This is a genomic window from Sphaerobacter thermophilus DSM 20745 (genome assembly GCF_000024985.1).
Taxonomy (GTDB): domain Bacteria; phylum Chloroflexota; class Chloroflexia; order Thermomicrobiales; family Thermomicrobiaceae; genus Sphaerobacter; species Sphaerobacter thermophilus.
This window is the reverse complement of record NC_013523.1, coordinates 68,020-89,633: the sequence shown is the minus strand read 5'-3', so window position 1 is coordinate 89,633 and position 21,614 is coordinate 68,020. Positions and strand designations below refer to the sequence as shown.

Below are 21,614 nucleotides of genomic sequence, written 5' to 3'. Positions count from 1 at the left end.
GGCCTATTGCGGCCACGGACCAGAAACTAAGAGACAGGCCGGGGAGCGGATATGGCTGAGGCGAAAACGACACGACGCACACGCTCGGGGGCGGCACGGACCGCGGCGCCTGCCGCAGCGGCGGAGCGTACGGAGCGCGCCGGGCGCGGCTACAGCGGTGCCGACATCCGCGTGCTCGAAGGGATCGAGGCGATCCGCACCCGCCCCGGCATGTACATCGGCTCCACCGGCACGACCGGCCTGCACCACCTGATCTGGGAGGCGCTCGACAACGCCACCGACGAGGCCATCGCCGGGTACGGCAAGAACATCTGGGTCGAGATCGACCGGGACGGCTGGGTCACGGTGCGGGACGAGGCCCGCGGCATCCCGTTCGACCCGAAGGAGATCAACGGCAAGACGCTCCCGACGGCCACGGTCATCATGACGGTGCCCCACTCCGGCGGCAAGTTCGAGCAGGGGGCGTACAAGACCGCCGGCGGCCTGCACGGCGTCGGCGCCACCGTCATCAACGCGCTGTCGGAGCGGCTGGAACTGACCATCTGGCGCGACGGCCAGCAGTTCTTCCAGACCTTCACGCGCGGCGTGCCCGGTAAGCACACCATCACCCCCTGCGACCCGAAGCGCACCGGCACCCAGCTCCGCTGGCTGTTCGACCGTGAGATCTTCGCCGACCCGGCCGTGGGCTACCAGCGGGATGTGGTCGAGAGCCGCCTGCGCGCCGCCGCGTACCTCAACCGCGGCATCGCCTACCACCTGCGCATCTGGGACGACGACGCCGGGGAGATGGTCGAGCAGACCTTCCACTCCGAGCGGGGCCTCGTCGACTATGTCGAGGAACTCCGCCCGCGCGACAAGGAGAGTCAGCCGCTCTTCAAGGAGGTCGTAGCCATCGCCGAGACGCGTGACGATGTCGTGATCGAGGTGGCGGTGCAGCCGAACCGGGGCGAGCGCACCCGCGTGGTCTCCTTCGCTAACGGTGTGCGCACCATCGAGGGCGGCACGCACGAGAGCGGCTTCCAGGCGGCGCTGACCAAGGTGCTCAACGACCAGGCGATCCGGCTGGGCGTCACCAAGAAGCGGGAGTTCGACGCCGACCTGATCCGCGAGGGCCTGGTCGCGATCGTCTCCGTCAAGCTGACCAACCCGCAGTTCGAGGGGCAGACGAAGAATCGGCTGACCAACAGCGGGGTCGACGGGATCGTCCGCTCGGTCGTGGGCGACGCGCTGACCCGCTGGATGGAGGCGAACGAGTCCGCGGCGCGGGAGTGGGTGCGCACGCTGGAGCAGCGGCGCAAGGCGCGCGACGCGGCCAAGGCGGCGGCCCGGCTCGTCATGACCGGCAAGAGCCGCCGCAACGGCGCCCTGCTGGACGCGGCGATCTCCGACAAGTTCATCCCGTGCAACACCAAGGACCCGGAGCGCGCGGAACTGTACCTCGTCGAGGGTGACAGTGCGGGCGGCTCGGCCAGCCAGGGGCGCTTCTCCGACTTCCAGGCGATCCTGAAGCTCAGTGGCAAGCCGCTGAACGTGGCTCGCGCCAACATCGAGCGGGTCGCCAAGAACGAGGAGATCCGCACCCTCTTGCAGGTGATCGGCACCGGCTCGCGTCAGGCGTTCGACATCTCCCGGCTGCGGTTCCACAAGATCATCATCATGACCGACGCCGACGTGGACGGCATGCACATCCAGGCGCTGCTGCTCACACTCTTCCTCCAGGAACTGCCGCAGTTGATCGAGCGCGGGCACATCTACCTCGCGGCGCCGCCGCTCTACTCGGTGCGCCAGAACGGCAAGGTGACCTGGCTGCGCGACGACGAGGCGCTGCGCGAGTGGATGAAGGGCCGCAAGGGTCCGTTCGAGCTGAAGCGCTACAAGGGCCTGGGCGAGATGAACCCGCGGGAGCTGCGCGAGACGACGATGGACCCGGAACGCCGCCGCCTGCGCCGGGTCACGCTTGAGGACGCGGCCCTAGCCGAGCGCATGGTCTACGAACTGATGGAGGACACCAACGCCGAGGGGCGCCGCACCTTCCTCGCGCAGCGTGCGCGGAAGTACCAGGAGATTGATGTGTAGGCGCGGCGGGCGTGGTGCGAGGGTTAGGCGCTGTCGTACCGGTGCGGGTGCACAGGCGGGTGATCCGAAGATTCTCACGCCGCGACCAGAGTCCGGTCTACAGCGCACCGGCCGGGTGGTGCGAGGAACCAGCGGTGTGGTGTGTGCCCAGTTATGGGATGTAGCGACCGGGTGGTGTACGGATCCAGGACCGTGGCGCGTGCCCGGGGGTAAACCCCCGGGCTGACAAGGCGAAGCCCACTGAAGGGGCTGGGGTTCGCGGGCTTCGTGCCGTGGCCGACGGGGCGAGCATCGGTGATCGCGAAAGGGACGACGCAATGTCGCGCTGGCGTCTGTTCTATCACCTCGTCTGGACCACCAGGGATCGCCAGCCGTTCATCACGCCCGAGTGGGAAGCGCGCGTGCACGCACGATTGCGGGAGGCGGCCGAGCGTCACGGGATTATGGTTCACGCAGTCGGCGGCACTGACGATCACGTTCACCTCGCGGTTTCGATTCCGCCGACCCTGCCGGTAGCCACGGCAATCCAGCGGATCAAGGGAGCGAGTTCGCGGATGATCAACGAGGAGTTCGGTGACGGGTTCGGGTGGCAGGCCGAATACAGCGTCGATTCGTTCGCGGAGCGGCACCTCCCGCGTGTCGTCGCGTACATCGTGGATCAACGCCGCCATCACGCAGAGGGGACGCTGTGGCCGACGATCGAGGAGCTACCAAGACCGCAGATCCCCAACGCCAGTGGCCGGCACCGGTGAACCCAGCCCCTTCAGTGGGCTTCGCCTTGTCAGCCCGGCGGCTTTAGCCCCGGGCCCCGACCGCGGCGATGGGTCCGTTGACCGCCTGGTGAGCGCACGACATGACCGGGCCAAAACCACCGCGCCGGATCCGTCGACCACCGGGCCCACGCGCAAGATGCCCGAGCCAGGGGCCGCACAACATGGGCGACATCGACCGTACGACCGAAGGACACGACCGAATGGCAACAACTGTCTACACCAACGGGCATGAGGAGACGATCGAAACCGAAGAGTTCTCGACCCTGTTCGAGGACGCCTTCGTCCAGTACGCCCTGGCGGTCGTCACCAGTCGCGCCCTGCCGGACGCCCGCGACGGGCTCAAGCCGGTGCAGCGGCGCATCCTCTGGTGCATGTACGAGAACGGGCACCGCTCCAACCGCCCGACCGTCAAGAGCGCGTCGGTCGTGGGCGATGTGCTGAAGTCGTACCACCCGCACGGCGACAGCGCCGTCTACGACGCCGCCGTGCGCATGGCGCAGGACTTCACCATGCGCTACCCGCTGATCGAGGGGCAGGGCAACTTCGGCTCGATCGACGGCGACGCCGCCGCGGCCTACCGCTACACCGAGATGCGCCTCTCGCCGATCGGTGAGCTGCTCCTGCGCGACATCGAGCAGGAGACGGTCCCCTTCGAGCAGACCTACCTGCAGATGCCGAACGTGGTGCAGCCGGTCTACCTGCCGGCTCGCATCCCGCCGATCTGCAATCCCTCCTCCGGCATCGCGGTCGGCCTCTCCACCGACATCCCGCCGCACAACCTGCGGGAGGCCATCCGCGCCGCGATCGCGCTGCTCGACAATCCGGAGATGACCGTCGATGAGTTGATGAAGATCCTGCCGGGCCCGGACTTCCCGACCGGCGGCCGGATCATCGGAACCGACGGCATCCGCGCCTACCTGGAGAGCGGCAAGGGGCGACTGGTCATCCGGGGCGAGGTGCGCCTGGAGGAGGAGTTGCGCCAGCGGAATCTGGTCGTGACCGAGATCCCGCCCATCTCCCGGTCGCGGCTGGTCCGCTCGATCATCAACGCCGTCAACGACGGCAAGGTGACCGGCGTGACGGATGTGCGCAACGAGTCGGACGACGAGAAGGGCACGCGCATCGTCGTCGAGTTGGAGCGGAGCGCGACGCCCGAGGTTGTGCTCAACCAGCTCTACCGCTTCACCGACCTGCAGACGGCCGTCAACGTCAACATGGTCTTCCTCTTCGGCGATCCGGGCCAGCCGGCCCGCCAGCCGCGGCGCACCGGCATGCTCGACCTGCTGCGGTACTGGAACCGGCACCAGATCGATGTCATCACCCGGCGGGCTGAGTATCAACTCCGCAAGGCACAGGAGCGGTTGCACGTCGTCGAGGGGCTGATCATCGGCGCCGCGCATGCGGACGAGATCGTGCGGATCTTCCAGAAGGCGCGCGACCGGAACGTCGCCAAGGAGAAGATCAAGGTCAAGTACAACCTGACCGATATCCAGGCGGACGTGATCGCCAACATGACGCTGGCGCAGGTCACTCGACTCGACGCGGCCAAGTACGCCGAGGAGAAGAAGGAGCTCACCAAACGCATCAAGGAGCTCCAGGCACTGCTGGCCAGCGAGGCGAAGAAGGTGGCGCTGCTCAAGGAGGAGTTGACCGCCATCGCCCAGGAGCACGGCGATGACCGGCGCACCCGCATCGACCGCGAGGGCCAAGAGGAGATCGCCTCCGTCGCCAGCCTGATCGAGGAGCGGCCGATCCTGATCGTCGCCAGCCAGAGCGGGCGGGTCAAGGCGCTGCCGGAGAACGCGTTCAAGCGGGCCCGCGCCGGGCGGACGGCGCGGGGCGAGGGGCTGGCCGCCATCGTCCCGGCTTCGACGCTCGACTACCTGCTGGTGCTGACGCGCGGCGGGCGGGTCTACCTGAGCCGCGGGCACGAGGTGCCGGCCGGCACGCGGGCGTCCAGCGGCGAGCCGGCGCAGAAGGTCTTCGGCCTCAAGCCGGACGAGGCACTCGCCACGATCCTCCCGGTGAACGAGCTGACCGAGGACCGCTACGTGGTCTGGTTCACCGCCAACGGCAAGGTCAAGAAGACGTCGCTCGCTGAGTACCGCACCATCACCAGCGCCGGGCTCAACGACCTGCGCCTGCTGGGCGACGACCGCGTCGTCGCCGCGACGCTCTCCGAAAGTGGCGGCGAGTACCTGGTGATCGCCAGCAACGGGCAGGCGCTCCGCTTCGCCGACGACGAGGTGCGCGCCACCGGCCGCGACGGCCAGGGGGTGAACGCCATCGCGCTGAAGGCCGGGGCCGAGGTGGTCACTGCGCTGGCGATCCCGCCCAAGAGCGACGGCGACGTGCTGGTCGTCACAGCGCAGGGCATGGGCAAGCGGACGGCGCTCAAGGACTTCCCGGCCAGACGCCGAGCGACGGCGGGCGTGGCGGCCATCACACTGGCGAAGGGTGATCGGATCGCCGGAGCGGCGCTGGTCACCCCGGACGACGACGTGGTGCTCGGCGCAGCCGGGGGCCAGGCCCTCCAGGTGACGGTCAAGGACTTGCGACGCCAGGGCCGGGCGACCAAGGGCTCGCGTCTGCTCGAGGTCGCCAAGAACGACCACGTCGCGACCATCGCCCGGGTCGGATAACGGTCCACACACGGCGGGTGCGAACCACCCGCCACTGTGTGTCGAGCGACGCGAGCACGCGGGGGACACAGTCCGAATGTCCGAGTGGTTCCAGGCGCAGAACGCGGTGGTTCAGGCCATCCTGGGCGGCGGGCTCACCTGGTTCATCACCGCGCTCGGCGCCAGCCTGGTCTTCTTCACGCGGCGCATGTCCCAGCCGCTGCTCGATGCGATGCTGGGCTTCGCCGCCGGGGTCATGATCGCGGCCAGCGTCTGGTCGCTCCTGTTGCCCGCGATCGAGCTGGCGGAAGAGGCAGGTCGGCCCGGTTGGATGCCGGCGGCGATCGGCTTCCTCCTCGGCGCGGCCTTCCTCCGCCTGGCCGACTTCCTTCTGCCGCACCTCCACCTGGACCAGCCGGCGAGCAAGGCCGAGGGGCTCCACACCACCTGGCGACGCACCACGCTCCTGGTATTGGCGATCACGTTACACAACATCCCGGAGGGACTGGCGGTCGGCGTCGCCTTTGGCGCGGCGGCCGAGGCCATGATCACCGGAGATGCCGGACCGACCCTGGCGTCCGCCATCGCACTGACCATCGGCATCGCGCTGCAGAACCTGCCGGAAGGCATCGCGGTCGCCATGCCCCTGCGCCGGGAGGGGGTCCGGCCGCTGAAAGCCTTCTGGTACGGGCAACTGTCGGCCGCGGTCGAGCCGATCGCCGCCGCGATCGGGGCCGCGGCGGTGCTCGTGATCACGCCGATCCTTCCCTACGCCCTGGCCTTCGCGGCCGGCGCCATGATCTTCGTGGTGGTGGAGGAACTGATCCCCGAGTCGCAGCGCGGCAGCCACGCCGACCTGGCTACCAGCGGCACCATCGTGGGCTTCATCATCATGATGATCCTCGACGTTGCGCTCGGGTAGGTACGACGCGGGAGCGCAGGCGTCTCTGGAGTGCGGCGGCCACAGCGGCCGCTCTCCCACGCGGCGGCCGCAACCGTCGCTCCCGACCGAGAGGGACGACAATCGCGCTCGCGGCCGGCGATCCGGACCTGAGAGTGCCATCCTGTAAGTCCACGTTTACGCGGAGCCGTCCGCGGCGGGAGCCGCGGGCGGCGGAGTCGAAGGATCTCTCTCGTACGTGGTGGCTCCGACGCGAGATCCTTCGCTTCGCTCACGATGACAGGATTGGCAACACCGGATCGTCCGCTCCTACACGGAGATAACGCACCGGCCACAGCCAGCGAGGGACCGCCGGCTGCGGCCGTCACACGCGATCCCTCACTCCTACGGCAAGGGGACGAAGCGAGGCTGGCGGCGCTCGAAGGTGGTGAGGTGGGTGAAGCCGGCGGCACGGGCGAGCGCGACGGCCTCATCCAGCGCGTAGCCGATGTGCTCGGCGCGGTGGCCGTCGGAGCCGATGGTCAGGATCTCGCCCCCCATCTCCCGGTACCAGCGCAGTGCTTCCGGTCCCGGCGAGGGCACCCCGGCGCGGCGGGTCGTGCCGGTGTTGATCTCGATGCCGATGCCGCGCTCGATGCAGACGCGGAGCACGGCGCGGATCTCCTCCTCGTACTCCCGCTCGTCGAACGGCCCGTGGACGGCGACGCCGTATCGCTTCGGGACATCCAGGTGCCCCAGCACGTCGAAGTCGCCCACCTTCGCCAGTTCCAGCAACTCGGCGAAGTAGGCAGTGTATGCCTCCCGGGCGGTGCGTCCCTCAAAGTAGCGACGGGTCATCAGGAACTCGTCGCCCACGTAGTGGAGCGAGCCGATCACGAAATCGAAGGGGTGGCCGTTGAGGAGCTGGTCGACCTCGGCGGGGTAGCGGTGCGCCTCGCCGATCTCGACCCCGGCGCGGAGCGTCAGCCGGCCGTCGTACCGCTCCCGGCAGCGCTCAAGCTCGGCGAAGAACGCGGCGGGTTGGAAGTACCCGCAGCCGTCGTCACCGGGGACGAAGTCGGCGTGGTCGGTGGTGCACACCTCCGGGATGCCGCGCGCGATCGCCTCATCGCAGACCGTGTCCAGCGGCAGGCGGCCGTCGAACGAGAAGAGCGTGTGGACATGGTAGTCGTGTGGAATCGCGGCGTGTGCCACCGCCACCTCCCTTGTCCTCAGTGCCCCGGTGATCGTGCCTGCCGTCCCAGGCGGCCACCGTATGCCCCGACAGCCACGCGATGCCCGTCACCCTGCGCGGGGCCGACGACGCAGGATACCAGGGATGGTGCGGGCACGCAGCATGGCGTCCGCCGGCGCTCCGTGTCCACCCATCCCGTTGACTCTACCATGTGACAGGTCCAGCCCGGCTAATGGACATCCGCTCGCCTGTCCGGTGAGACAGGACGGACGGGGAGAGCAAGACAGTGTAGAGCAGCGGGTCCCGACCGTATCGTTTGCCCCGTTGATGCCGGTAATGTGGAGCGAGGCACCGGAAGGGACCCCACACATGAGCGAGCTGACACAGCGGACGTATGAGCGTCGATGGTGGACGCTGGCGGTCCTCTCGCTGGCACTCGCGGTCATCAGCCTCGACAACATGATCCTCAACGTCGCGCTGCCGACGCTGGTGCGCGACCTGAACGCGACGTCCAGCCAACTGCAGTGGATCGTCGACTCCTACGTCCTGGTCTTCGCCGGGTTGCTCTTGACGGCGGGAGCGCTAGGCGACCGCTTCGGCCGCAAGCTGGCGCTGATGGTCGGTCTCGGCGTCTTCGGCGCCTTCTCGGCGCTGGCCGCGATGAGCGGCACGGCGAACCAGTTGATCACCACGCGGGCGCTGATGGGCATCGGCGGCGCGCTGATCATGCCGTCCACGCTGTCGATCCTGACGAACGTCTTCCCGCCGGCGGAACGGGCGAAGGCCATCGGCATCTGGGCCGCGGTCAACGGGCTGTCGATCCCGCTGGGGCCGGTGCTCGGCGGCTGGCTGCTGGAGCACTACTCGTGGGGATCGATCTTCCTGATCAATCTCCCGGTCGTCGTCGTCAGCCTGATCGCCGCCACGATCCTGGTGCCGGAGTCGCGGGACGCGAAGGCGCTGCCGCTCGACCCGGTCGGCGCGGTGCTGTCGATCGCCGGGCTGGCCGCACTGCTCTACGCGATCATCGAGGCACCGTCGGCGGGCTGGACCAGTGGCACGACCATCGCCTGGTTCGCCGTGGCCGCCGTGGCGCTGGGCGCCTTCATCCTCTGGGAACGGCGCGTGCCCTACCCGATGTTCGACACCCGGCTCTTCAAGAACCCGCGCTTCAGCGCGGCGAGCCTGTCGGTCACGATGGTCTTCTTCGGGTTGTTCGGCGCGACCTTCTTCCTGACCCAGCACATGCAGTTCGTGCTCGGGTTCGACACGTTGCAGACGGGCGTTCGGATGATCCCGGTCGCCGTCGGGGTCGGCATCGCGGCGCCACTTAGCGCGCGGTTGACCGCCCGCTTCGGCTCCAAGGTCATGGTCGCCGCCGGGCTCACCGTCGTGGCACTCGGGCTCGGCCTCATGTCGACCGCGACCGTCGAGAGCGGCTACGGCCTGGTTGCGACGTGCATGATCGTGGCCGGTGCCGGGATGGGGTTGGCCATGACCCCGGCGACCGACGCGGTCATGGGCGCGGTGCCGAAGGACAACGCCGGGGTCGGCTCGGCAGTGAACGACACCACTCGCCAGGTGGGCGGCGCGCTGGGCGTGGCGGTGCTCGGCAGCCTGCTGGCGACGAACTACAGCGACGCCATGCGCGGCCCGGCCAGCACCCTGCCGCCGGAGGTCACCGCCGTGACCCGCGACTCGGTCGGCGCCGCCCTCGAGGTCGCCGCCCAGCTCCCCGATCCGGCCGCAGCGCTGGCCCTGGTGAACGCGGCGCGAATCGCCTTCATCGACGCCATGGGCACGACGCTCGTGATCGGCGCGGGCGTGACACTCGTCGGGGCAGCGATCGCCCTCCTCTTCCTCCCGGCACGGGCCGCGAACGAAGAGGCCACGCCGGAGCCGGTCCAAGCCGCGGACGAGGTCGAGGCGCCTGAGGAAGAGCCAGTCCTCACCCTCTAGCCACGAACCCATCCACTCCTCCCCCACTCCTCCCCGGCCCCTCCCCCGGAGCCAGGCGCTCTCGGGGGAGGGGCTCCCATGTTTAGGGCATGTCCCCGGACGAAGGGGCGACGGCATGTGGTTCCGCCCTCACCCCCGTCCCCTCTCCCACCTGGGAGAGGGGGTCAGGGGGTGAGGGCTGAAGACGCGGTTGCGGGCCAGCGTCGTGCGGTGCGAGGTCGTGTCCTGCATCGAGAGAGGAACGCTGCATGCCGATCGTCCAGTCCGCCAACCTCGCGCTGCGCTTCCTGCTGGAGCTGTGCGCCTTGGCCGCGCTGGCCTACTGGGGCTTCCAGACCGGCGAGGGGACAATCACTCGGTGGGCGCTCGGCATCGGCGCACCCCTGCTGGCCGCCATCGTCTGGGGCACGTTCGTCGCTCCAAAGGCGGCCGTGACGGTGAGCAGCCCGGTCCGCCTGGGCCTGGAGCTGCTGGTCTTCGGCGCGGCCGTCGCCGCCCTCTTCGCCGCCGGGCGCCCCGGCCTCGCGATCGCGCTTGGCGTGGTCTACGCCATCAACCGGGTGCTGGTGGCCGTCTGGGGACAGCAGACGCGGTAGCGTCCCCCGGGCGGGCCTACTCCGCCGAGGCCAGGGGCGCGGCCTTGAGCGATACGGCCGGGACCGGCATGGACGTCGGCGGGTTGCCGCTCAGGGCTTCGGCAACCGCGCGGCGGATCTCCGCGATCGTGCGCGCGGCGTGCTGGTTGTAGCGGGCGGCGAAGGGGACCACCGTGTCGTCGTCCCGCACCTGCCAGAAGCCCTGCCCCACGCCCGTGAGAAAGTAGGTCGGCTCCTCAGCGTCGGGCACCGGAGCGGTCAAGAACAGCAACACCCGATCACCCGCCGCCATCGGAACCGTGTCGTAGCTGACCTGCGTGCAGCCGCTGCTCGACCTGCACGACGTAGTCGGTGTAGATGGGACGGTAGTTGCTGTACCCCGGGTTGAGGCCGTCACCCCAGACCGGCGGCAGGATCTCGACGACCGTACCGACCACGATCTGGTGGGACGCCCAGGCCAGCTCGCCGAGCGTCCCGATTTGGGGATGGCTCCCCCACCGCTGACGTTGCAGCTCGCGGCCAGGTCGACGGTCGGTGTCGGGTGAGCCGCCACCGGGCTCGAGATCGAGTCGCCTGCCTGTGCCGGTGGCTGGGTCGACGCGGCACCGGTGATCTCGCCACACCCGCCAAGGAGGACCGTCGCCATCAACTCCACGGCGCAGCGCCTGGCCCTTGCGGTCCTCGGAGAGCCCGCGCCGGCGAGGAGAGCCGCGAGGATTCCGGGCAGGTCGCGCACCACGGGCACCCTACTCATGCGCAGTTGAGCGGTGAGTACATTGTGCATCTCATGCCTAGTGTACGCAATATGAGAGGCGTCAACGCCGCACGACCCACCATGTTGCGCGTGCGGCCACCGTCGCCCGTCGCCAGTCAGCCCAGCAGCTCCTGGGCCTCTGCAAGAAGCTCCCACTGGCGCTGCCAGTCCGTGCCGTAGAGGCTGGCGACGAGGTGGGTGATGGAAGGATCGTCACGCCGTGGCGTGTGCCCGGGGCGAAAGCCGCCGGGCTGACAAGCAAAGCCGGCTAAGGACGAGGAGCCGACCGGGTGGTGGGGGGATCCCAACGCCGCGGAATGTGCCCGGGGCTCAAGCCACCGGGCTAAGAAACAAAGCCCACTGAAGGGGCTGGGGACGCTGGGTCCGGTCGGTGGCCGGTTCCAATGCGCCGGGATGTCGCCATCACAGCCCCTTCAGTGGGCTTTCCCATTTTCAGCCCGGCGGCTTGAGCCCCGGGCACACGCCACGGCGTGGGATCCTTCCCGCGACTCACCCCGGACACAGGCCGACCGCGGACACCCATCTCATTCGTCAAACTCCAGGGAGGCGATAGCCCGCCTCGACGAGTCGGACTTGCTATGATGGGCCGCTATGAGCCGATCGACGATACCGCCGGGTGGCAACGCTCGGCAGAAGGGGGACGGGGCCATGACCGTGGACGATCTCCGGCTCACCCACATCCCGGACGTGACGGCGGGGATGCTCATTCGCAGGCCGGCCTGCGAGGTGTTCCAGGCGTTTGCCGACCCGGCCGTCACGACCCGGTTCTGGTTCACCAAGAGCACCGGCATGATGAAGCCCGGCGCGGTCCTACGCTGGGACTGGGAGATGTTCGGTGTCTCGGCCCAGGTCCGGGTCCAGGAGGTCGAGGAGAACCGCCGGATACGCTTCACGTGGGATGACGAGAACCCCACGACGGTTGAGTTCCGCTTCGTCCCCTGGCGGGAGGAGGCCACCTACGTGCAGGTTACGGAGAGTGGGTTCAGCGGGAGCGGAGATGAGGTCGTGGCCCGCGTCGCGGACGCCACCGGCGGCTACTACCAGGTGCTATGCGCGGCCAAGGCGCTGCTCGAGCACGGCGTGGTCCTGTCCGTGGTGCTGGACCACGCCCCGCCGGAGGGACTCGAGCTCTGAGGGACGTGTCCGTGGGAGGCGGATGGATGAGCCAGAGAGGTAGCGGCGCTCGGCGGTTGTTCCCAGGTGCGAGCGAGATCTGCGTCGTGCTGCCTCGGGATGGCGCGGCGCTGGGCCCGCATGGCGAGCGGGCGCTCGCGGGGTTCCGTGAGCTCCTCTACCGGGAGCGGGCCGAGATCGAGGCCGAGTGCGGCGTGCCGGCGCGATTCGTCGATACCGACCCCGGAGACGGACCGCGCTGGCTGATCGGCCCCGCCGCCTGCAACCCGGCCATCAGCACCTATCCCCGCCGCGGCGAGGGGCAGGCCGGGGTCTGGTTGGACCGCGAGCGGGAGGTGCTCATCACCGACGCGCCCGACCTCTTCGGCGTTATCGAGGCGATCTCGCTGATCCGCACCCTCGTCATGACCGGGCAGGACGCCGTCTTCGTCAGCGAGTGCCGGGATCTCGACGAGGCGGTCGAGCGGATCACACGCGAGGTCGGCTGGACCTACCCGTCGTTCGCGCTGCGCGGCCTCGACTGGGAAGCGATCTGCGCACGGCACCGCGAGGAAGTGGCGCGGGCCAGCGACCCGCTGGCGGCGATGCAGACCTGGCTCGCCGAGCTGCAGGATGCGCACACCTGGGTCAAGCCGAGCCCGGCGCCGGTGCCGCTGCCCTACGAGGTGTGGGTGGAGGGCGACACCGCCGTCTTCACCCGCGTGCCGCAGGGCACCGCCGCCTGGGATGCCGGAGTGCGCCCGGGTGACGTGCTGCTCGACGAGGACACGGCGGGCTGGTGGGCTCGGACCGGGTCCACGCCACACGCCAAGCCTCTCATGACCGGCTACCGGCTGCTCTCGACGCCGGTCGGGGTTGAGCGGACGTTGGCAGCGCGGCGGGCGGACGGGCAGCGCGTGGAGTGGCGGGAAGTCGGCAGCATCGACCCGCCGTATCCGCTGGTGACCTGGACCCGCCTGCCCTCCGGGAGCGGCTACCTGCGGATCGAGGCGTGGCGGGCAGACCGGGACGTGGACGCGGCCATCGACGCGGCCTTCGCCGACCTCGCCGGCACGGATCGGCTCATCGTCGATCTCCGCGGCAACGGCGGCGGCAACCTCGCGCTCGCGCTCTCGTTCCGCGACCGCTTCCTGCACGAGCCCACCCTGCTCGGCTCGATCCGGTTCTCGACGGGACCGGGCGAACTGTCCCCGCCCGCGCCGATCACCGGTGAGCCGGCCGACGAGCGCCGCCGCTGGCACGGCGCGGTGCGCTTTCTGACCGACCCGATGACCTACTCAGCCAGTGAGGACGCCCTCCTGGGGCTCCAGGGCCTGCCGCACGTGCGCGTCGTCGGCGAACCGAGCGGCGGGGGAAGCGGACGACCACGGATGCTGCGGCTGCTCCCCGGGATGACCCTGACGGTGAGCACCGCGCTCACCTACGACCGGCACGGGCGCTGCATCGAGGGCGCCGGCATCCCGGTCGACCACTATGTCGTGCCCGACCGATTCTCCCACGGCGCGGAGGACACGGTGCTCCTGGCCGCCGATCGGACGTGGTGAGCCAGCCGCGTGGCTCCCCACGGGCCTTACGCGGCGGCCGTGGCCTCGATCTCCACGAGCATCTCCGGGTACGCCAGGCGCTGGACGCCGAGCAGTGTCATGGCCGTGCGACAGCCGGCCTGGTTCAGGCGGCCCAGGACTTCATCCCACACGCCGAGCAACCCGTCCATATCGGTCGTGTACAGGGTGAGCCGCACGACGTCGGCGAGCGTAAAGCCCGCCTGGCCCAGGACGACCTCCAGGTTGTCGAACGCCTGTCGAACCTGAGCCCGGATGTCGCCCTCGTGCAGTGTGCGGCCAGTCTCATCTGCGGCCCCCTGCCCGGCGCAGATGAGCCAGCGCTGTGGGCTGCGGATCTCATTGGCCTGCACGAAGCCGAACGCGTCCTGCCAGGTCCACGGATTGATGGTCTGCCGGTCCATGGTCACGCCTCCCTCGGTCAGCCTGTTGGCAGCTATGGACGAGGCACATCGGTTCGCGGGATCGGCCGAAGACTCCGGCTGCACTGGCCAGGTCGCAATGGCGCTGCCAGCGATGGGACGCGGATGGCTGGCGGGTGCGCGGGTCGCGACCCGCTCGCACGGGCGCGGCACTGCGCCCACGTCGTCGTCGAGAGAAGCCGGGACAACGATGCGCGCCGGTCGGCCGCTAGGGGTGGGCGGCGTGGCCGGAGCCTGCCAACGCGTCCAGCGCCTGTTCGACGGCCTGGACATCGGTGACCGCGCCGAGTCGCCGGAAGATGACCAGGGCTTGCCCCAGCCGTGCGCTCGCCTGCTCAGGCTCCGCCCGGAGCGTGTGCAGCCGGCCGTGTTCCTGGAGGAGGAGCGCTTCGTCGTAGGGGAGCCCGAGCTCCTGCGCGATGGACACTCCCTGCTCCAGGGCATCGACCGCGCTCTCCCACCGCCGCTCATGGGCCGCCAGCCGTGCCTCGTGGAGTAGGACGGCGGGGAGGCGAGCGCGAGAGCGGGACGCGCTGGCCCGCTGCCGGGCAGCAGCAAGCACCTCCGCAGCACGCGTCGTGTCTCCCAGCTCCACGAGCGCCCAGGCGTAGACGAGCGGAGCCCGGAGGCTTCCGGCAGCACGCACGCGCTCGAGGGCCGGTTCCAGGCGCGCGATGGCCTCCGCCGGCCGGCCGTCGCGCATCGCCTGCCAGGCCAGCGTCTGGCGTGCCTCGACGATCCCCGGCAGGTGCTCGTAGCGGGTAGCCATCGCCAGCGCCTCGTTCACGTGCCGGAGGCCCGCGTCGCGCTCCCCTTGCAGCAGCAGGATGCGGCCCAGCGCGTGCAGGGGATAGAACCCCCCGGGCCGGGGGCCGAGGAAGCGGTTGTCCACCTCCGCGCGCTCCGCCTCCGCCCGCGCCTCGCACCAGCGGCCGCGAGTGACGAGCAGGGCGCTCAACCGGACGCGCGCGAACGTGGCCATCGCGATGAGCTCAGCGTCCTCGGCGATGTCCAGGGCCCGGCGAAGGTGCCGCTCGCCCTGGTCGAAGTCATCGACCGAGAGCAGCGCAACACCCTGGTGGTAGACGGCGAGCGCACGGAGGAGCGGATCGCCCAGCCGCTCCGCCATCGCTGCCGCATCCTCGAAGGCCCGGCGTTCCTCGTCGACGCGGTCGACCCGGCCCAGCGCGATGCCGTGACCGATCGTCGCGACGATGAGCGCCGGGAGATTCTCGGACGCTCGAGCACTCGCCATGGCCGACGCCGCCGCGTCCAGCGCGTCGCGCAGGCGACCGGTGTGGAAGTAGAGCGCGCAGAGCGCATTGTAGAGATCGGCCAGGATCCCCGACGGTGGGGCTTCGTGATGGGTCGCGTCGAGCGAGCGCCACACCGGCAGCAGCCGGTCGAGCCCCTCCGACGCGCGCCCGCCGAACGCGTAGGCCTGACCGCTCCGGGCGAGCAGCGCGACGGAGCGATCCCGATCACCGAGACGCGCAGCGATCTCGCCGGCCCGCTCCAGTGGCTCCACGGCGGCCTGAAAGCGCCCGATGCGGTACAGCACATGGCCGAGCCTGTCCAGCGCCTCAAGCTCCGCCTGCTCGTCGCCGATCTCCCGCGCCAGGTCCGCCGCGGTCCGGTACTGCGTCTCGGCGTTGGCGTGGGCGAACAGCGCGGCCGCACGATCGCCCGCCCGGAGCGACCAGATCACGGCCCGCTCCGGATCGCCGCCCTGCAGAAAGTGCTGGGCGATCTCCGCCGGGCCGCTTGTGTGCTGCCACTCAGGGAGGGACTCCAGGGCCTCGGCGATGCGGCGGTGTAGCAAGCGGCGCCGCGCGGTCGAGAGTTCTTGCTCGATCGTGTCGCGGATCAGGTCGTGGGAGAATCGGTAGACGCCGTCCGCATCCTCCTGCAGCAGACGGGCGGCAGCCGCCGCCTCGAGCGCCTCGATCACCGTCTCCTCGGATTGCCCGGACACCCGGGTCAGCAGCGCAGGTCCGACCGGTCGACCCACGACGGCGACCACCGCGAGCAACTCCCGCGCCGGCTCGGGCAGCGCCAGGACACGCTGGCGGATCACCTGGGCCACGGTCCACGGCAGCTCCAGGCTGGGCACCGGCTCGTCGCGCCCCAGCACATCCTCGACGTAGCTGACCAGGAAGAAGGGCACGCCGCCCGCACGCCGGAGGATCGCCGGCACTAGGGCGTGCCGCTGCTCGTCCTCCGCGGGGAGCAACTGCGTCACGAGCTGCGTGGCCTCCGCCTCCGCGAGCGGATCGAGCGTCAGCACGCGGACCAGTGAAGCACGGGCAAGGTCGGCAATGACGTCTCCGAGCGGCGCACCTGCAGGCGTCTCGGAGTCGCGGTAGGCACCGATGATCCGGAGTGTCGCGCTGCCGGCGGTGAGGGCGAGCGACCGCAGCAGGTCGAGCGCGTCGGGTGCGGCCCAGTGCAGGTCGTCGAGGATGAGCAGGGTGCCGCGTTCACCGCCCACGGCGTGGAGATAATCGGTGACGGCCCGGAAGAGGAGGTGGCGCGCCTGCTCGGGCCGGAGTAGGGCAGCGTCCTGGCCGTTGCCGACGGGCGATCCGGCATCTTCCCCGTCGAACCCCGGTAGGAGTCGGCCAAGCCGCTCAGCGTACAGCCGCGCCTCGGCCCGGTCGGGGGGCGCCGGCTGCGCCATGGCGGTCACGAGCGCGTCAGTGAGCGGGGCAAACGGATCCAGCGTGCGGGGCTGGCAGCCCCCACGAACCACGTGCCAGCCGGCCTCCCCGGCCAGTGCGTCAGCTTCGTTCAGAAGGCGGGTCTTCCCGATACCGGGCTCACCGGCGAGGAGGAGGACCGGCGGACCGAGCCCCGCCAGCAGGCGCCGCAGCTCGGCCTGCTCCCGCTCACGCCCGGCCAGCGGGCGAGTCGCCGTCTTCTGCTTGTCCTCGTCGGGATGTTCGAGCGCTTCCCGCAGCGCGGCAATCTCCGCCTCACCGAGGCCGAGGGGCTGGACCAGTCGATCGAGCGTGGCCGCAGAAAGGCGGCGTTGCCCGCGCTCCAGCTTGCTGATGTAGTCGACACTGTAGTCGGTTCGCTCAGCCAGTTGTTCCTGCGTGAGCCCGGCCAGCCGGCGATAGCGCCGCAGCAACTCTCCGCGGGTCGGACGCCCTCTGATACCTTGTGTCTCTTCGTACGCGTACACGACCCGGCGTGTCCCCCGCTGCCGTCCCCAGCGCGCCGGCGAACCCCCATCGAGGCGGCGAGACGTTCGTATCGCATAACTCGTTGCGTACCATAGCCTGACTCACAATGTCAAGTGGCGCATTCGGTCATTCCAGACATAAGCGACTGCTCGTTTTCGTGACGCTGGTGCATCTTCCCGCGTCTACCCGCTGTGGGTACTCATCGGACGATCTGAGAGAGGCGCTATCGGGGCCAGCCGAAGCCCCGCGCCCACGCCATCTGCTGCAACCGCGCAAACAGCGCCTGCACCAGCCGCGCCACCTGCCCCACCAGGTCGTCCCGCACCGTCGGCAGCAGATGCCCCAGGCACGTCTCCCCGTGCGCGTCGCTGTTACTCCCATCCGGGCAGATCGTGTTGCCCCACGTCACCCCGCTCAGCCGTGCCGCCCCCAGCAGCGCCCCCGACAGATCCGCATCCCGCAGATCCGCCCCCCGCAGGTCCGCCCGCAGCAGCACCGCCCGCACCAGCACCGCCCCGCGCAGATTCGCCCCCGCCAGGTTGGCCTGCTGCATCCAGGCCCCCGTCAGATCCACCCCCACCAGCGTGGCCCCCGGCAACTGCGCCCCCCGCAGATCCAGCCCGCCCTGGAACGTGGGATAGCCCCGAAGGTCGGTGTTGACGTACTGGGTCAGGGCGGCCGAGGTGCCGGCGGTGACATTGGCATCGCCCACGTAGACCGCTGTGATGTCGTGCGTGCCCACGGGGAGGCTATCGGTGGTCAGGCTGGCGGTGGCCACCCCGGCCTCCGCGCGCAGCGGCACCGTGTCCAGCGGGAGCGCACCCGCATAGAAGGTGACCGTGCCGGTCGGCACCCCCGCCCCGGGCGGCAGCACCGTCACCGTGGCGGTCAGCGTCACCGGCTCCCCCACGGTCACCACGGGGCGGTCCGTCACGAGACTGACCTGCGCGGCCGCCTGCTGCACGGTATGGGTGAATGCCGGCGCCTCACTCGGTGCATAGGTGGCATCGCCGCTGTAGGCGGCGCCGATGGGGTGCGCGCCGACACCCAGCCCCGCGGTGGTGCAGGTGGCCGTCCGCGTGGTCGGGTCCAGCGGTTGACTCTCGCAGCCGGGGATAGCTGTCCCCCCATCGGTGAAGGCTACCGTCCCGCTCGGCGCGGTGGCGCCCTGGGACGTGACTGCGAGGGTGGCGGTGAACGTGACCGCCTGGCCCCAGACCGAGGGGTTCGGTTGCGCGGTCAGTCCCAGGCTGGTCGCGATCTGGTTGACCGTATGCGTCAGCGTGTCGGAGCTTCCGTCGTAGTAGTCGTGCCCGCTGTACGACGCCGTGATGCTGTGCTCGCCGAGGCTCAGCCCCGCCGTCTCGCAGGTCGCGGTCCCCTCGGCCGTCAGCGCCACCGCCGCGCAGCCGGGGATAGTGGTGTCTCCGTCGGTGAAGGCGACCGTCCCGCCGGTGGGTACCGGCGACACCGCCGCGGTGAACGTGACCTCCTGCTCCACCATCGAGGGGTTGGGGTCGGCCGTCAGCGTGAGGCTGGTCTGGACCGAGTTCACCGTGTGGATCAGCGTGCCCGAGCTGGCCTCATAAACATCGTGCCCGCTGTACCAGGCGCTGATGGTATGGGGCGCCACGGTGGTCGGAGTCACCGTACAGGTCGCGGTCCCGTCGCCCGCCAGCGGCACGTCCATGCAGCCGGAGATGAACGCACTGCCGTCCCGGAAGGTGACCGTCCCACCGGTCGGCACCGGCGACACCGTGGCGGTGTAGGTGACCGGCTGGCCCGCCACCGAGGGGTTGGGGTCGGCAGTGACCGACGTCGTCGTTGGCTGCAGCACTGTCTCGGTGATCGTCGCCGTATCCGTCGTGCCGGACGGGTACTCGACCGTGACCGTCACGGTGTAATGGCCCGGCCGGCCGTATGTGTGGGACAGTTCGAACGCCGTATGGTAGCCGTCCTCCATCTTCGTGGGCGAGAGGAACACGATCCCGTTACATTGGGGGCACGGAGGAGCCATATTGGTGGCCACGTTCGACACTCCGTCGCCCCAGTCGACCGTCAGCGCCAGCACGTCGTGCGGGCCGGCGTGCTGGATCCAACCCTTCACGACGGTCGCCGTCCCCAGCGGCACCTTCACGTTGTTGAAGAATCCGGGGGCACATGGCAGGAAGTCGGAGCACGGGGTGAGGAGGTGCACTTCGGCCGGTACCGCCGTCACGTTGACCTTGAAATCCGTTGTTGCCCGTCGGCCCTCTGAGTCGGTCACCTCCAGTCGGATCTCAAACTCACCACTAGTGGGGAACACGTACTTCGCAGGATTCCCCGTGACAGTGACCGTGTGTCCACCACACACCAACGAGCCGTCCACGATGGTGCAGTGCAACCCATCGTCCAGCGGCTTGTCCTTGATCACCCACCGGTACGTGAGCTCGGCACCAACCGGCGACGTCGCCTGCGCGCGGAGCTCGACCTCCTGTCCCTGGACGGGGTTCGCCGGGGAGAGGCTGATCGAGGCGGGGTCGATGACCGGGACCGGCGGAGGCACGACTCTGGCCTCGTACTCGTTCCCGTCGCGGTCGATATAGCGGATGCTGTCGGAGACCGCGCAGGTCCCGTCCTGGTCGCACGTCTCCGCGTTGAGCGACGCGCCGCTGTCCCCGGCCAGCGACACGAACTTGTACGCGCCCTGCGCGTCCCGGACCAGCCAGGCGTACTGCGCCTTATCATCCCAGTCGGTGTACATGATGCGGAGCGATTGGATCTCCTGGCTCGCCTCCTCGTCGTTGGTCACCACCGACAGCGTGTTGCCTTCGGAATCGGTCACCGTCTGGATGAACCAGACCCCTTTGAGGCGTGCCGTCGTCGTCCACTCGGTGGTCTTGTTGTACCAGGTGATCGTGTTCTGGAGAGTCTCTTGCCCGCCGTTCACGCTCACCATGAACAACGGATCGGTTTGGGCGTTGGCCGGCGGCGGGGGTGGAGGGTTGAGGCAGGTCGGTTTGTTAGGCAACAGAAACCTGTTGTCGCAGGCCCCGGTGATCATCGGTAAGGGCAAGGTGGCCTGCACGAAGAGGCTGTAGAGTTCGCCGACTTCATCCTTATCATCCAGCATCGATCGGATGTCGTACGACTTGGTCGGCGCCTCGACAATCAACGTGTGGATCTTGCCGGGTAACTGCTCAATGGTGACGAGGTCAATCAGGTGGATGGTCGTGACGACGACGAAGAGGATCACCGCGGCCACGATGGCACCCACGCCCGCGGCGCTCACCGCCCCGGCGTTGGCCGCGGCGACGGCAGCGGAGTTCGTCGCGGGCGACCCGATAGCGGCCAGCGTGGCTGACGACAAACCGCTGACCCACCCGGCATGGGGAAAAACCGCGAGCTGGAATGCCGTCCCGGCCAGGACCGGCGCCAGCGTGACGCCGAGCGTCCCAGCGGCCACCATCCCCACGGTCACGGTACCGAGTCCGACCACGAGGGCGATGTCGCGGAAGGTCATGGCGAACTCGGGGTTATTGATGGCCTCGTAGTTGGCGCGGGCCTCCCCCCATTTCACGAACTGGTCGTATTCCGGCACGGGGGGCGGGGTGCCGATGATGCCGCCGATGCCGCCTCCCGGCTGAACGCAGTCGGCCGGCATGACGCTGTTCGTCCCCCGGAAGATGTTCCCCTGATACTCCGTCTGGTAGGGAGCCGGCGACCGGTAGACGCAGTAGCCGGCCTGGGCCTGGGCCTGCGCTTGCCGCAGGGTCAAGCCGACACACGACCCGCCATTGCACATGCCGTAGTTCAGCGGAGGAAGTTCCAGGTAGTTCTTCAGATCCTGCTTTTCATTCGTCGCATCCTGGCCCGCCGCGACCGCGTCATAGTACTGAGTCACGAGATAGTCCAGGTATGCCGGGTCGTATCCGGCCCACTTCACGTACTCCTGACCCGCGTACCGGGCCTGCTGCATGCGCTTTTGACGGACGAGGCCGGTGAGCCAGTCGACGGCTGCTTGTTGTTCTGGGGTACGCTCGTTGGCCTCGGTCTTGATCGCCTCGACCACCAGGGCCCACAGCTCGGCGAGCGCATCGTTCCGCGCCCAGGACTTGACGGCCCAGGCGTCGGATGCGGGCAGACCGTGGCTCGTCAGGACGTTCTGAATGGCCTTCTCCTGCATCGACGCCCATGGCCCGCTTCTGATAAGCGGCGGAGATGGATCGGCAGCACGCACCGAGGCCACTTGAAGGTTCGGCCCCAGCGCCATCACGGCGACCAGGAACAGGATCAGCCCCCTCGAGGCGAACCGCTTGCGGCGCCGCGGGCCCGGTTCATGCAGTCCCGCGCCGCGCACCGTCGTGCGGCCGGCAGGGGAGCCAGGACGCACCCCGCCGTGGAACAGCGCCGCAATCACCGCACGAGCAATGGCAAAGACGCCTTTCATGGGC

General features: G+C 69.4%; 14 protein-coding genes. 8 read left to right on the top strand and 6 right to left on the bottom strand.

Features of this window, described 5'->3' with window-relative positions; translation table 11 throughout:
* The first annotated feature begins 51 nt into the window (after nt 1-51).
* The 4 genes from STHE_RS00410 (at nt 52) to STHE_RS00395 (ending at nt 6,392) form a co-directional block, all read left to right on the top strand.
* A complete protein-coding gene (locus STHE_RS00410; protein WP_012870571.1) occupies nt 52-2,076 on the top strand; it encodes a DNA gyrase/topoisomerase IV subunit B in 2,025 nt (674 codons plus the stop codon).
* A 317-nt stretch (nt 2,077-2,393) separates the two neighbouring features.
* On the top strand, nt 2,394-2,828 hold the full coding sequence (gene tnpA / locus STHE_RS00405) for an IS200/IS605 family transposase (protein ID WP_012870570.1): 435 nt from the start codon (nt 2,394-2,396) through the stop codon (nt 2,826-2,828).
* A gap of 221 nt (nt 2,829-3,049) precedes the next feature.
* Nucleotides 3,050-5,491: a DNA gyrase/topoisomerase IV subunit A gene (locus STHE_RS00400; RefSeq protein WP_012870569.1), complete on the top strand. Its 2,442-nt coding sequence runs from the start codon at nt 3,050-3,052 to the stop codon at nt 5,489-5,491.
* 76 nt (nt 5,492-5,567) lie between these two features.
* A complete protein-coding gene (locus tag STHE_RS00395; protein WP_012870568.1) occupies nt 5,568-6,392 on the top strand; it encodes a ZIP family metal transporter in 825 nt (274 codons plus the stop codon).
* A 363-nt stretch (nt 6,393-6,755) separates the two neighbouring features.
* Here STHE_RS00395 and STHE_RS00390 read toward each other — a convergent pair whose 3' ends face one another.
* Complete coding sequence (locus STHE_RS00390) at nt 6,756-7,571, bottom strand: histidinol-phosphatase HisJ family protein (RefSeq protein WP_169308165.1); 816 nt, start codon at nt 7,569-7,571, stop codon at nt 6,756-6,758.
* A gap of 343 nt (nt 7,572-7,914) precedes the next feature.
* Here STHE_RS00390 and STHE_RS00385 point away from each other — a divergent pair, with 343 nt between their 5' ends.
* Nucleotides 7,915-9,504, top strand: coding sequence for an MFS transporter (locus STHE_RS00385; protein ID WP_012870566.1), 1,590 nt, complete (start codon nt 7,915-7,917; stop codon nt 9,502-9,504).
* 248 nt (nt 9,505-9,752) lie between these two features.
* The gene (locus STHE_RS00380) at nt 9,753-10,100 is read left to right on the top strand and encodes a YrdB family protein (RefSeq protein WP_012870565.1); all 348 of its coding nucleotides are present in this window, start codon (nt 9,753-9,755) and stop codon (nt 10,098-10,100) included.
* A 16-nt stretch (nt 10,101-10,116) separates the two neighbouring features.
* On the opposite strand, the gene STHE_RS00375 is transcribed toward STHE_RS00380, so the two are convergent.
* Both STHE_RS00375 and STHE_RS18925 read right to left on the bottom strand, forming a co-directional pair.
* Nucleotides 10,117-10,392, bottom strand: a complete 276-nt coding sequence (locus STHE_RS00375; protein WP_041398663.1) for a hypothetical protein — start codon at nt 10,390-10,392, stop codon at nt 10,117-10,119.
* Nucleotides 10,379-10,537 (bottom strand): hypothetical protein, encoded by a 159-nt coding sequence (locus tag STHE_RS18925; protein WP_169308164.1) that lies wholly within the window; start codon nt 10,535-10,537, stop codon nt 10,379-10,381. The genes STHE_RS00375 and STHE_RS18925 overlap by 14 nt, the downstream gene beginning before the upstream one ends.
* 986 nt (nt 10,538-11,523) lie before the next feature.
* Here STHE_RS18925 and STHE_RS00365 point away from each other — a divergent pair.
* Together STHE_RS00365 and STHE_RS00360 are read left to right on the top strand one after the other, a co-directional pair.
* Nucleotides 11,524-12,009 carry an SRPBCC family protein gene (locus tag STHE_RS00365; RefSeq protein ID WP_012870563.1) on the top strand — a complete coding sequence of 162 codons (486 nt, stop codon included), beginning with the start codon at nt 11,524-11,526 and terminating at the stop codon, nt 12,007-12,009.
* Nucleotides 12,010-12,035: 26 nt separating this feature from the next.
* Entirely contained in the window at nt 12,036-13,553 is a 1,518-nt protein-coding gene (locus STHE_RS00360) for a S41 family peptidase (protein WP_012870562.1), read from the top strand.
* Nucleotides 13,554-13,579: 26 nt separating this feature from the next.
* On the opposite strand, the gene STHE_RS00355 is transcribed toward STHE_RS00360, so the two are convergent.
* The 3 genes from STHE_RS00355 to STHE_RS00345 all read right to left on the bottom strand — a co-directional run bounded on the left by STHE_RS00355 (nt 13,580) and on the right by STHE_RS00345 (nt 21,610).
* Nucleotides 13,580-13,975 (bottom strand): RidA family protein, encoded by a 396-nt coding sequence (locus STHE_RS00355; protein ID WP_012870561.1) that lies wholly within the window; start codon nt 13,973-13,975, stop codon nt 13,580-13,582.
* 226 nt (nt 13,976-14,201) lie between these two features.
* Nucleotides 14,202-17,126, bottom strand: a complete 2,925-nt coding sequence (locus STHE_RS00350) for an AAA family ATPase (protein WP_052295238.1) — start codon at nt 17,124-17,126, stop codon at nt 14,202-14,204.
* Nucleotides 17,127-17,404: 278 nt separating this feature from the next.
* The gene (locus STHE_RS00345) at nt 17,405-21,610 is read right to left on the bottom strand and encodes an Ig-like domain repeat protein (protein WP_012870559.1); all 4,206 of its coding nucleotides are present in this window, start codon (nt 21,608-21,610) and stop codon (nt 17,405-17,407) included.
* Nucleotides 21,611-21,614 lie beyond the last annotated feature (4 nt).